The 12,517-nt window shown below is 64.9% G+C and carries 9 protein-coding genes; all 9 read left to right on the forward strand.

Going from position 1 to position 12,517, the window contains the following annotated elements:
- The first annotated feature begins 85 nt into the window (after positions 1-85).
- The 9 genes from PJK54_RS00280 (at position 86) to PJK54_RS00320 (ending at position 12,453) form a co-directional block, all read left to right on the forward strand.
- Entirely contained in the window at positions 86-472 is a 387-nt protein-coding gene (locus tag PJK54_RS00280; RefSeq protein ID WP_077372316.1) for an MAPEG family protein, read from the forward strand.
- A complete protein-coding gene (locus PJK54_RS00285; protein WP_258038159.1) occupies positions 463-1,650 on the forward strand; it encodes a PaaI family thioesterase in 1,188 nt (395 codons plus the stop codon). Before PJK54_RS00280 ends, PJK54_RS00285 begins: the two co-directional genes overlap by 10 nt.
- A 299-nt stretch (positions 1,651-1,949) precedes the next feature.
- Positions 1,950-3,833, forward strand: coding sequence for a molecular chaperone HtpG (htpG, locus tag PJK54_RS00290; protein WP_077372318.1), 1,884 nt, complete (start codon positions 1,950-1,952; stop codon positions 3,831-3,833).
- Between the two features lie 304 nt (positions 3,834-4,137).
- Positions 4,138-5,052 (forward strand): glucosaminidase domain-containing protein, encoded by a 915-nt coding sequence (locus tag PJK54_RS00295; protein ID WP_077372321.1) that lies wholly within the window; start codon positions 4,138-4,140, stop codon positions 5,050-5,052.
- A gap of 69 nt (positions 5,053-5,121) precedes the next feature.
- Positions 5,122-7,215 (forward strand): AAA family ATPase, encoded by a 2,094-nt coding sequence (locus PJK54_RS00300; RefSeq protein ID WP_077372324.1) that lies wholly within the window; start codon positions 5,122-5,124, stop codon positions 7,213-7,215.
- Positions 7,208-8,896: a protein adenylyltransferase SelO gene (locus PJK54_RS00305; protein ID WP_271301944.1), complete on the forward strand. Its 1,689-nt coding sequence runs from the start codon at positions 7,208-7,210 to the stop codon at positions 8,894-8,896. The genes PJK54_RS00300 and PJK54_RS00305 overlap by 8 nt, the downstream gene beginning before the upstream one ends.
- 607 nt (positions 8,897-9,503) lie before the next feature.
- Positions 9,504-10,736, forward strand: coding sequence for an NAD(P) transhydrogenase subunit alpha (locus PJK54_RS00310; protein ID WP_205632706.1), 1,233 nt, complete (start codon positions 9,504-9,506; stop codon positions 10,734-10,736).
- Positions 10,733-11,065, forward strand: a complete 333-nt coding sequence (locus tag PJK54_RS00315; RefSeq protein WP_077372330.1) for an NAD(P) transhydrogenase subunit alpha — start codon at positions 10,733-10,735, stop codon at positions 11,063-11,065. The genes PJK54_RS00310 and PJK54_RS00315 overlap by 4 nt, the downstream gene beginning before the upstream one ends.
- Complete coding sequence (locus PJK54_RS00320; protein WP_077372333.1) at positions 11,065-12,453, forward strand: NAD(P)(+) transhydrogenase (Re/Si-specific) subunit beta; 1,389 nt, start codon at positions 11,065-11,067, stop codon at positions 12,451-12,453. The genes PJK54_RS00315 and PJK54_RS00320 overlap by 1 nt, the downstream gene beginning before the upstream one ends.
- The last annotated feature ends 64 nt before the right edge of the window (positions 12,454-12,517 follow it).

A 12,517-nucleotide genomic window follows, 5' to 3' on the forward strand; every position in this document is an offset into this window, starting at 1 on the left:
CCAGTTTGAACCGCGTCGTGCCGGTGACATGCACACGCGCCCTGGCGGACGATGCCTTTCATGACGAGTCTCGAGGAAATCCTGCATGCTGATCTATGCCTGTCTGCTGTTCGCGGCGCTGATGCTGGTGCTGACCAAGGCGCCCGTCGCCTGGGCCCAGCAACGTACCGGACGCTATGACAACCATGACCCCCGCGCGCAGCAGCGCGAACTCACGGGCTTCGGGGCGCGTGCGCTCGCCGCGCATCAGAACAGCAACGAGGCATTCCCGCTGTTTGCCGCCGGGGTGCTGGTGAGTGTCATCGTCGCACCCGGCGCGCCGATCGCCACCACTCTGGCGGTGATCTTCGTGCTGGCGCGTCTGGGGTACTGGGGCTGCTATCTGGCGAATATCGCGCTCTTGCGCTCCCTGCTGTGGGGCGTCGGCTATCTGGTCTCCCTCGCGCTGATCGCGATGCCGCTATGGATGTGACGGCGTCGGAGGCGACGGAAGACGGGCCGCACAGTCTGCTGGGGCTGGCCGTCAATCGCGCTGACGTGCCGGCGGCGGGAGGAGGGCTGGATGACGCCAGCTGGGTGAGGGCGCTGACGGGGTTCGTGAGCTTCATTCCGCATACCGCGAGATTGCAGGTCAGTGTCGATGAGGTCGCCGCGCCAGCCGTGCGCATGACGTTACCCTGGCAGGCGGCACTGGTGGGGGACCCGCATCGCCACCTGGTGCACGGCGGCGTGCTGACGATGTTCGCCGACACCCTGTGCGGCAGTGCCGTCCTGACGGGCCTTGAGCGTCCGGAAGTCTGCCCGACGCTGGATCTGCGCCTCGATCATTATCGTCCCGGGGTGGAAGGCATGGCGTTGATCGGCGAGGCACGCGTCCTGCGTGTCACCGAGTCGATGGTCTTCACCGAAGCGCAGATCTGGCAGCAACCGGGCAAGCTTCTGTGTCGCGCCATCGGCAACTTCGTTCGCCTGGGGGCGCGCAATACGCCTCCGGGATTTGGCGAGGCGCTGATGGCCGCCGCGCAGGGTCGCCCATCGACGGGGGCGGCCGGCTCTGTCATCGATGACCCGCAGAAGACCGCTGACGACGAGGCGCTCCCTGCTGTGTCGCAGCCGTTCGTCAGCCGTCCGGGGAACGGGCTGCAGCATGCCCGGCGTTTCGTCGAAGGCCAGCGCACCCGAGGGGATCTTGCCGACCTGCTGGCAAGCCTGCCCTACGCCAGAGCCATCGGGCTGGGCCTGTGCTCCCTGGCGCCCTCCTCGTTGGCAGAGGATGACCCGCTGCCGACCACCCCGCTTCGCTATGCGATGGCCGCCATGCCCGAGAACGTCGGCAACCCCATGTTGCCCGCCGTGCATGGAGGCGTGCTGGCGGCCGCGATGGAGACGGCCGCCACGCTCGAGGTGCTGCGCTTGAATGGCCGTGGAGGGCGTCAGGCGCGTCTGCCCAAGTTGATCGATTTCTCCATCGATTATCTGGCCACGGCGCGGGGTGACAGTGTCACGCGCATCGATTGTGAGGTGCTGCGCGAGGGACGGCGCATGGCCAACGTGCGCGTCAGTGCCTGGCAGCACTCCAGTCAACGGCCGGTCGCCAGTGCGCGCATGCATTTCGTGCTGGAACCTCTGGCAAGAGATGAAGAGGTCTGATCCTCAACCACCTTCGTCAGCGACACCTCAGGGCACCCCGCGCGGGTGCCCTGTCGTCTCACGCCTGGCCTGACGGAACCTGCTGGCAGAACCTGCTGAAGGAATCAGCGTGACGCCAAGCGCAATATGCTGCCTCTAGTGCCTTGAAATCGTTCATCCTTGCCCCATATCTGGTCCACGAGAGCGTGACTCGACCCGTCCCCGAGAATGACGGGCGAGCCTTCGCCACCACCTTGCAGCGGTGACGCAGGTTGCCGCCGGTTTCCACATCAGGCACAGACATAGAGGGGTCCTTCACGATGACCACCGCCACCCACACCGAAACGCATGGCTTCCAGACAGAAGTGAAGCAGCTGCTTCACCTCATGATCCACTCGCTGTACTCCAATCGCGAGATCTTCCTGCGCGAGCTGGTCTCCAACGCCGCGGATGCCTGCGACAAGCTGCGCTACCAGGCGCTGGACAACGATGCCCTCTACGGCAACGACAGCGAGCTGCGCATCGAGATCGAGCACGATGCCGACGCGAAGACCATTACCCTGCGTGACAATGGCATCGGCATGAGCCGCGATGACGTGGTGGCCAATCTGGGCACCATCGCGCGCTCCGGCACCGCCGAGTTCATGAAGAACCTGTCAGGTGACCAGCAGAAGGATTCGCGTCTGATCGGCCAGTTCGGTGTCGGCTTCTATTCCGGCTTCATCGTCGCCGACGAGATCACCGTGCGCACCCGTCGCGCCGACCTCGATGCCGACCAGGGTGTCGAGTGGAAGTCCCGTGGCGAGGGCGAGTTCAGCGTGGCGGACATCGCGCGCGCCGAGCGCGGTACCGAGATCGTGCTGCACCTCAAGGACGATGCCCTCGAGTTCGCCGATGAACATCGCCTGCGCAACCTGGTCACCAAGTACTCCGATCACATCGAACTGCCGGTGCGCATGCAGCGTGTCGAGAAGGACGAGGAAGGCAACGAGCAGATCCACTGGGAAACCGCCAACTCCGCCACTGCGCTGTGGGTGCGCTCCAAGTCCGAGGTCAGCGACGAGGAGTACAAGAACTTCTACAAGCACGTCTCTCACGACTTCTCCGACCCGCTCAGCTGGAGCCACAACAAGGTCGAGGGCAAGCTCGAGTACACCAGCCTGCTGTTCGTGCCGGGTCGTGCGCCGTTCGACCTCTACCAGCGTGATGCCGCGCGTGGCCTGAAACTCTACGTGCAGCGCGTCTTCATCATGGACGACGCCGAACAGTTCCTGCCGCTGTACCTGCGCTTCATCAAGGGCGTGCTGGACACCAATGACCTGTCCTTGAACGTCTCGCGTGAGCTGCTGCAGCAGGACCCGCAGGTCGACAAGCTCAAGTCCGCGCTGACCAAGCGTGGCCTGGACATGCTCAAGAAGCTGGCCAAGGACCCCGAGCAGTACCAGACCTTCTGGAACCAGTTCGGCTCCGTGCTCAAGGAAGGCCCGGCGGAAGACTACGCCAACCGCGAGAAGATCGCCGAGCTGCTGCGCTTCTCCACCACGCATACCGACAGTGCCACTCAGGATCAGTCGCTGGCCCAGTACGTCGAGCGCATGAAGGAAGGTCAGAGCAAGATCTACTATCTTGTCGCCGACAGCTTCAACGCCGCCAAGTCCAGCCCGCATCTCGAGATCTTCCGCAAGAAGGGCATCGAGGTTCTGCTGCTGACCGACCGTATCGATGAGTGGCTGATGAGCCACCTCACCGAGTTCGACGGCAAGTCCTTCGCCGACGTCGCCAAGGGCGATCTCGATCTCGGCGATGTCGAGAACGAGGAAGAGAAGAAGGCCCAGGAAGAGACTGCCAAGGCCAAGGAAGATCTGGTCAAGCGTGTCAAGGAAGCGCTGTCTGATAGCGTTCAGGAAGTGCGTATCACGCACCGCCTGACCGATTCCCCGGCCTGCGTGGTGCTGCCGGAGCACGAGATGGGCTACCAGATGCGCAAGATGATGGAAGCCGCCGGCCAGCCGCTGCCGGAAGTGAAGCCGATTCTCGAGCTGAACCCGGAGCACGCCCTGGTCTCGCGTCTGGAAGGCGGCGACGGCGACTACTTCACCGACCTCGCTCACGTGCTGCTCGATCAGGCCATCATCGCCGAAGGTGGCGCGCTGGAAGACCCGGCCGCCTACGTGCGTCGCCTGAACGGCATGCTCAGCGCCTGAGACGACTGACCGAACACGTCACGTGGAGGCTCGAGTGCCCGTCGTGACAGGTCGTTCGTGACCGGCCATGCTTGACGTGATGCCCCCGCAGCCCCGGCTGCGGGGGCATCGTGCGTTTCAGGCATCGTGTATTTCAGCAACCGTGCCTGTCAGCCTGTCAGTCTTTCGTGTCGCTGGCGATGAGATGGGCTTCTCCAGACGGCATTTTTGGGGTTTCATGCAGCCTCATGAGATACGCTGCCAGTGATTATGCGTCTTGGATGTGTCCATTCTCATCACATGTCTCATCACATGAGCGCCGCGCATGACCTACCTGCTTTCCTGTCGACTCCCGAACCGCCGTCAGTCCCTGCAGCCTCTCGCGATGGCTCGTGGCCTGCTGGCCGCCGGCGAGCGACTCCTGCGCCGTTTTGCCAGGTCACGCATGCAACGTCGATCCGGCCTCTGCCTTTTGATGGTGGTGATGGCCGTGTGCTCGGTCGCCGAGGCGGCACGCCTGGATGACGAGCTGCTGGTCAGGGACACCACCCATCAGATGCCGGACCTGCGTGTCCTTGCTGCCGGCAATCCACGCAAGGTCGCCTTCTTCGAGCTGATGATCCCGCTGGTGGTGGCCCAGAATCAGCGTCTTTCGGAGCAGCGTGACTGGCTGCAGGCGATGCGTCGGCGAGCAGGCGAGGCCGGCAGAGACTACAGCGAGCGTGAGCAGGAGCGATTGAATGCCCTGTGCGAGCAGGCGCAGCAGCGCTGCAGCGTCAGCGCCGCGGACATCGGCATTCCCTGGGACGACCTGCTGGCGAGCATCGATACCCTGCCACTGGACATGGTGATGGTACAGGCCATCGAGGAGTCCGGCTGGGGGACGTCCGGTCACGCCCGCAACGCCAACAATCTGTTCGGCATGCGCTGCTTCACCTCCGGCTGCGGTACCGGCCGGGCAGGGCGTGAATATCAGCGCTTCGAGAGTCTGGAGGCGGGGCTGGCGGCCTATTACCAGAACCTCAATGCCAACCCGCGTTATGCCAGGATGCGCCAGCTGCGGGCCCGCCTGCGCAATGCCGGCGAGCGGGTGCGCGCCGAGGATCTCATCCCGATGCTGGGCGCCTATTCGACCCGGGGCGAGGCCTACTTCGCGACGCTCAATGAGCTGTTGCGCTGGAATCGCGGCCTGATCCGTACCGTGCGTGAGCGCCTGGCGGCCAATGGTGTCTTGTCGTGAGCCCTGGTGCTGGATATCGTCCTGCGTGAATCGCTTGTCCCACGGTCTGACAGAAGGGATCATGCCCCGATGCATCTGAGCAATGATCAACGGCGGATTCTCGCCCACCCCTTTCCCTCGCGACTGCGCGATCGCACGCCGGCCACCAGTGCCGAGAACAGCGATTGCGTGGTGGTGCGAGCCTGTGCCGGCAGCGGCAAGACCGTCCTGATGGTGGAGCTGGCGCGGACCTATGCCGATGAGATCCTCATCTATACCTCACTCAACCCGGCGGTCGCGGGACGTACGGCCAGCCAGCTGCCGGCCAATGTCCAGTCCCTGTCGTTGCACCAGCTGGCGCGTCAGGCGCTGCAGGAAGAGTACGGCGACAAGCTCAAGCGGCAGCCGGACATCACGCGCCGACTGTCGCCCCAGAGCCTCAACTGGCTGGGCAGCCTGTCCAGTCAGTCGCGCAGCCTGATCGCCCAGGGACTCAATACCTTCTTCACGCTGAGTGATGCCGTGCCCATGCCGGAGCATCTGCCGGAGGGCTGCGCCGACCGCTTGAGCGCCAATGAGCTGCGCCAGCTGGTCGAGAGCATGCGACTGGTGTGGGAGTGCCTGCTGGACCCGGCGGACCATCAGCAGGCGCTGTCCTTCAATGCCTTGCTCAAGCTGTGGTCCCAGCATGGTCAGTCGCTCGATGCCGATCTGGTCATGCTGGATGAGGCCCAGGACGCCACGCCGGCGCTGCTGGCCATGCTGAGACGCCAGCGCTGTGATCTGCTGCTGATCGGCGACCCACACCAGAGTCTGGCACGCCAGGCCGAGGGACTGAGCTCGCTGGATTCGCCGCTGCTTGGCGATGCCACCGTCTATTCCCTGCCGGGGGCCTGGCGATTCGGGCCGTCACTGGCCGCGCTGGGAACGCGTCTGGCGGCCTGTTCCCCGACCTCGCGTGAGCAGGCCATGAGCGGTCTCGGGCCTGCCACGCGTCTGGCGGCACCGGGTGTGCGTGAGGCCTTGCTGACCGCCGGCGCGCGACATGCCGTGATCAGTGCCGGGCCCATCGCGGCGCTGGGTGAAGCGCTGGCACTGCATCAGCGTGGCATCGCGGTGGCATGGCTGGACGGCATCGAAGGCTATCCACTGGCGGGTCTGCTGGACCACTGGCGCCTGTGGCGCTGCCACCAGCTGGCGGAGCAGGGCGACAGGCACGAGCAGCAGCAATGGTGGCGTCAGTTGCCGCCAGCACTGACGCGGCTTGGCCAGACCCCGGCACAGGTGCTGGGGGCTCTCGCGCGCCTCGATGATCATCAGGCGCGCAGCCTGCACGAGCTGGCCTCCTGGTACGCGCAGGCGCCGCTGGACCAATGGATCGGTGAGCTGCGCAGGCAGGATGGTGATCTGCAGGCCGCCATCCTGGCCGACCAGACCGTCACGCTGCCTTGCGTCATGCTCGGGACCGTCTTCCGCGCCAAGGGCCTGGAGTTCGATTGCGTCGTGCTGGCGGATGACCTGATGTTGCCCGGTGAACGACAGCAGCTTGCCAATCAGGTGCTGGTCACCAATCTGACCTACACCGCTGCCACGCGGGCACGACAGCTGCTGGTGCTCAACGAACGGCTGAGCCACTGGTGGCAGGCGCAGGCCGAGAGTGAGCGCTTCCCTCTGATCCAGGAGTTGCCCGCCGAGATGCTGGCGATGTGGCGTCCGGCCGCGGGGGGGCAGGCGGCGGGGGCTGCCCATGGCAGCCGTGCCCCTCACCCCTGGTGGGGGCGCGCGCGGCTGGCCGAACTCGCCCTGACGCCCCGCAAGCGTCTGATGCTCAAGCGGACTCATCAGGCCGTCGACGAACCAGTGCGACCGACTCGGGCCGCCGCCGAGCACCGACAGACCGGTGCCGAGCTGGCCCCCGACGTGCAGACCCGGCCTCGTCACGACGACGGCCTCCAGGCGCTGGAGCGTCAGGCGCACAGGGACAGCACGGCGCGCAAGCTGTATGACATGGCCAGCCAGTTGCCGCCGGGGCGTCCGCCAGGGGGGCTGCGTAGCCTGTTGACCCCTGAAGCGCCTCCCGCGACAGCCCCTGGGATTGGCAGTGACGAGGAGCGTAGCTCCCGTGAATCCCCGGATGGTGCCGTCACGCCACCGCGTCCGCGCGACCCGCTTTCCGATGAATGAACCCAGCGAAGACAGCCCGGCTGTCGGAGATAACGTGCCTGATCTGATGTCATTGAGCTTCAACAACCGCTACGCCCGTCTGCCGGAGCACTTCTTCAGTCGTGTTGCGCCGCAGCCACGTCAAGGCACTCGCCTGGCCGATGTGAGTCCTGACTGCGCCCGCCTGCTGGGCCTGGACTCGCTGGTGGCGGAAATGGCGTCAAGCCGGGAGGATCGCGAGTCACTTCGCCTGCTGATGGCAGGGGAGCGCCTGCTGCCGGGCATGGACGCGCTGGCCCAGAAGTACACCGGGCACCAGTTCGGTCATTACAACCCGCAGCTGGGCGATGGGCGCGGCATGCTGCTCGGTGAGCTTCAGACCGAGAACGGCAGCGTCTTCGACCTGCATCTCAAGGGAGCCGGGCGTACGCCATATTCCCGCTTCGGTGATGGGCAGGCGGTGGTGCGCTCCAGCGTGCGCGAGTATCTGGCCAGTGAGTACATGGCGGCGCTGGGCATCCCGACCAGTCGCGCGCTGGCATTGGCGGTGAATGCCGAGCAGGTCCAGCGCGAGACGCTCGAGCCCGGTGCCACCGTGCTGCGGGTCTGCGAGAGTCATCTGCGCTTCGGACATTTCGAGTGGCTGGCGCACTCCGGCCGTCACGCCGACCTCAAGACGTTGATCGACCACGCCCTGCGGGAGCACTTCCCGGAGTGTCTGCCCGACACGGAGAAAGGGGCATCGCGCGCAGGTGAAGCGCCCAGCGCGCCGCTGGCGGATGAGACGCGCATCGCCGCCGCGCTTTTGATGTTCGAGACAGTGATCACTCGCACCGCGAAACTGATCGCGGCCTGGCAGGCGTATGGCTTCGTGCATGCCGTGATGAACACCGACAACATGTCGCTGTTGGGGCTGACCTTCGATTATGGCCCCTATGCCTTCCTCGATGGCTACGAAGAGAATCTGATCCCCAACCATACCGACCAGGCCGGGCGCTATGGGTTTGCCCAGCAGCCGGGCATCGGGCTCTGGAACCTGGAGCGCCTCGGGATTGCGCTGTCGCCGCTGATCGATGTGGAAGCGCTCTCCGCCGCGCTGGGCGCCTATGAAGGCGAGTTGCAGCGCGAATATGCTCGCCTGATGCGCGCGCGTCTCGGGCTGCCGGATTCCCGGGATGAGGACATGACACTGGTGCAGCAATGGCGTGAGCTGCTGGCGGCCGGCAAGGTGGATCACACCCACGCCTATCGTCTGCTCAGCCATTGGGATGTCACGCAGGCCGCGCCGGAAGCGCTGGTCGTGCGCCTGGCGGGCGAGCGTGGGCCGCACGGCAACTCGGCAGAGGCGCGCGATGAAGCCTCGGCCTGGCTTGCACGCTATCAGACACGTGTCATGGCCATCGGGCTCTCCGCCGATGATGAGCGCCAGCGGCGCCTCGCCATGCTGGGTATGAACCCGCTCTACGTGCCGCGCACGCATCTGTTGCTGGAAGTGATCGCGCGGGTCGAGCAGGGCGATGACACGACGCTCGAAGCGTTCCGTGAGCGCCTGGGTGCCCCGTTCCATCGTCCTGAAGAGGGCAGTCTCGAGGCGGCGCAGGTACTCGGTCAGGCGCAGGGTGTCGAGGCGGAACTCGTCGATGACTGGACACGCCCGCCGGCGGCGAATGCCGCGCCGATCTGCATGAGCTGCTCTTCCTGAGCCGCGCCTGGCGAGAGGGCTGGACCGCTTTCTGACAGTGCAAGCGCTGGCCGAGCATCCGCTGGGCGCAATGCCGGGATCATGCACTGGTACTCACGTCGGCACCATCACGAGGGGAGGCTGCTTCGGTGGCATCCCGTTTCCCGTGGCAATGGCGGCAACAGCCATAAGCTCGAGATTATGCGATGCATAACACAAAGCTGAGCTATTCTTGGAAGGGCCTGATTCACAAACTCATTGGAAATCAGTCGCTTGGCGAGATGTGGAGTGTCGTTCAGGCATAAGCTCACTGTTATGTCGCGCATAACGTTAGCTTTATGATTGATTTTATTGCCTTTTTTGCAATGCAGCGCTTGACCCTGATACACCGACGAGAAAAGACTGATACTGGACACTCATCGTGTCACAGGGGATGTCAGGCCTCTTGGCCGTGCGTGACCCGCGGCTTGCGATTCCGGCACGCCTCACCTGTGACAGACAATAATGTCGCTGAAAGCGCATCGGGCAGGCAGGGATGACGCGAATCAGCGCTCAACAGGAACGACGCCATGAACCTTTCAAGGCTGGCAGCCTCTGGCATGAACATGGATGTGAAACGAGGTGCGCGATGCTGAATATTCTTGTCGTGCGTGAAATGCGTGCGCCCGATACTGTCTCGCAGGCCGCAGACGGACAGCAGGGCAGCGCAGACCCCACCCTGGCGCGCGGAGAATGTCGTGTCGCGCTGGACCCGGTGACGGCCGGCAAGCTGGCGCGTCATCTGGACAGCGCCATCGCTGACTCCGGCGACGCCATCGTGCACGTGGAGAGCGGCGCCGGGCGCCATGCGCACTTCGATGATGCCGCCTATGCCGAGCAGGCCGGAGTCGCCATCGTCGCCGAGCAGGACATCCCGGCGGCACGTGCCGCGGCGGACCTCATCCTCTGCGTGCGTACGCCCAGCGAGTCCCAGATCAACGACTTCCGTGAGGGCGCGGTCATCGTGGCCCTGATGACGCCGTATCAGAATCCGCAATTGATCCAGACGCTTGCCCAGCGCGGGTTGACCAGCCTGTGCATGGAGTTCGTGCCGCGCATCTCGCGTGCCCAGAGCATGGATGCCCTGTCCTCCCAGGCCGCCGTGGCCGGCTATCATGCCGCACTGCTGGCGGCCAACGAGTCCTCGGTATTCTTCCCGATGCTGACCACCGCTGCCGGCACCGTGCGTCCGGCACGTGTCGTGGTGGTCGGGGCCGGTGTCGCGGGGCTGCAGGCCATCGCCACCGCCAAGCGTCTCGGCGCGCAGGTCTGGGCCTATGACATTCGCGCAGCCGCCCGTGAGCAGGTCGAGTCGCTGGGGGCCAAGATGATCGATACCGGTGTTGATGCCTCCGGTGAGGGCGGTTACGCCCGTGAGCTGACCGATGAGGAGCGCGCCCAGCAGGCCGAGGCACTGGCGCGTCACATGGGCGATGCCCATGTGGTGATCTCCACCGCGGCGATTCCGGGGCGTCCGTCGCCGCGCATCATCAGCCGCGAGATGGTCGAGGGCATGAAGCCCGGCGCCGTGCTGGTGGATCTGGCGGCGGAAGGGGGCGGCAACTGTGAGCTGACCCAGCCCGGTGCCCGGGTCGAACATGGCGGCGTCACGGTGCTCGGCCCGCTGGACATGGCCTCCAGCCTGTCGGTCAATGCCAGCGAGATGTACGCCAAGAATCTCTTCAACCTGCTGACACCCTTCATGAAGGATGGCGAACTGTCGCTGGACTTCGAGGATGCGGTACTCGGCCCGATGCGCCTGACCGAAGCGGGTCGCATCACCCACGATGACGTACGCGCTCGCGCGGAGGACGCCGCATGATCGAAGGACTCTCAGCCATATACATCCTGATGCTGGCGGCCTTCGTCGGCTACGAGGTCATCTCCCGGGTACCGGTGATCCTGCATACGCCGCTGATGTCCGGTTCCAACTTCATCCATGGCATCGTGCTGGTCGGGGCGATGATCGCCCTCGGCCAGGCCGAGACCGGCATGCAGCAGTTCATCGGCTTCATCGCCGTGCTGCTGGGTGCGGGGAATGCGGTGGGCGGCTACGTCGTCACCGAGCGCATGCTGGAAATGTTCAAGGCCAGTGATCGCAGCAAGGGCGCTGACGCGGCCAACGCCATCAACGACAAGGAGGCTCGCTGATGAACTGGCTGGTCGAAACAGGATATTTCGCCGCGGCGGTGGTCTTCATTCTGGGCCTCAAGCGCATGTCGCACCCCACCACGGCGCGCAGCGGCATCCACTGGGCCGGGATCGCGATGGTCGTGGCCACGCTGCTCACCTTCCTGCACCCGCAGATTGACGGGCGCTACGGGCTGATGCTGCTGGCCATCGTGATCGGTGGCGGCATTGCCTGGTACTCGGGCAAGAAGGTCGCGATGACCGACATGCCGCAGATGATCGCCATCTACAACGGCATGGGCGGCGGCGCGGCGGCGGCGATCGCCGCGGTCGAGCTGATGCGCATGAGCGACAACCCGGGGCTGATCGAGCAGCACGGCTCGCTGGCCCTGTGGCTGGGCGTGCTCGGTGCCTTGATCGGTGCGGTGGCCTTCTCCGGTTCCATCATCGCCTGGGCCAAGCTGGACGGGCGCATCAAGAAGGCTGTCCATTTCCAGAATCAGCAGCTGATCAACATGATCGTGCTGGGCCTGGCGATCTATCTCGGGGTGGTGATCGCGGCGGTGGAGCCGTCAAGCTCGCTGGTGATCGTGTTCTTCGTGCTGGCACTGCTGTTCGGCGCCATGCTGGCACTGCCCATCGGTGGCGCGGACATGCCGGTGATCATCTCGCTGTTCAATGCGCTGACGGGCCTTGCGGTGGCAATGGAAGGTTTCGTGCTGGGCAATGCCGCGATGATCATCGCCGGTACCGTGGTCGGGGCGGCGGGTACGCTGCTGACCCAGCTGATGGCCAAGGCGATGAACCGACCGATCCGCAACGTGCTGTTCAAGCAGTTCGGTGGCGCAAGCGGCGCGGAGCAGGGCGAGATCGAAGGCAGCATGAAGGCTTCTGATCCGATGGACGCTGCCGTGCAGCTGGCCTTCGCCGAGCGCGTCATCATCGTGCCGGGCTATGGTCTGGCGGTGGCCCAGGCGCAGCACAAGGTCTGGGAGATGGTCGAGCTGCTGGGCGAGCGTGGGGTGGAAGTGCGCTTCGCGATCCACCCGGTCGCCGGTCGCATGCCGGGCCACATGAACGTGCTGCTGGCGGAAGCCGGGGTGCCCTACGACATGATCGCGGACCTGGACGAGATCAACAACGACTTCGAGAACACCGACGTGACGCTGGTCATCGGCGCCAATGACGTGGTCAATCCGGTCGCCAAGAACGATCCCTCGAGCCCGCTGTACGGCATGCCGATCCTCAATGCCGATCAGTCACGCAACGTGCTGGTGATCAAGCGTGGCCAGGGAGCAGGCTTCTCGGGTGTCGAGAATCACCTGTTCTATCTGGACCACACGCGCATGGTCTATGGCGATGGTCAGAAGGTGGTGGGCGACATGATCACGGCGCTCAAGACTCTCTGAACTGACTGCCGGGCGGTGATCGCTGCCTGATGCAAGACGCGATGGCCATCGGCCTTCGTGACGA

The organism is Cobetia sp. MMG027 (assembly GCF_027947415.1).
In the GTDB taxonomy this organism is placed as follows: Bacteria; Pseudomonadota; Gammaproteobacteria; order Pseudomonadales; family Halomonadaceae; genus Cobetia; species Cobetia marina.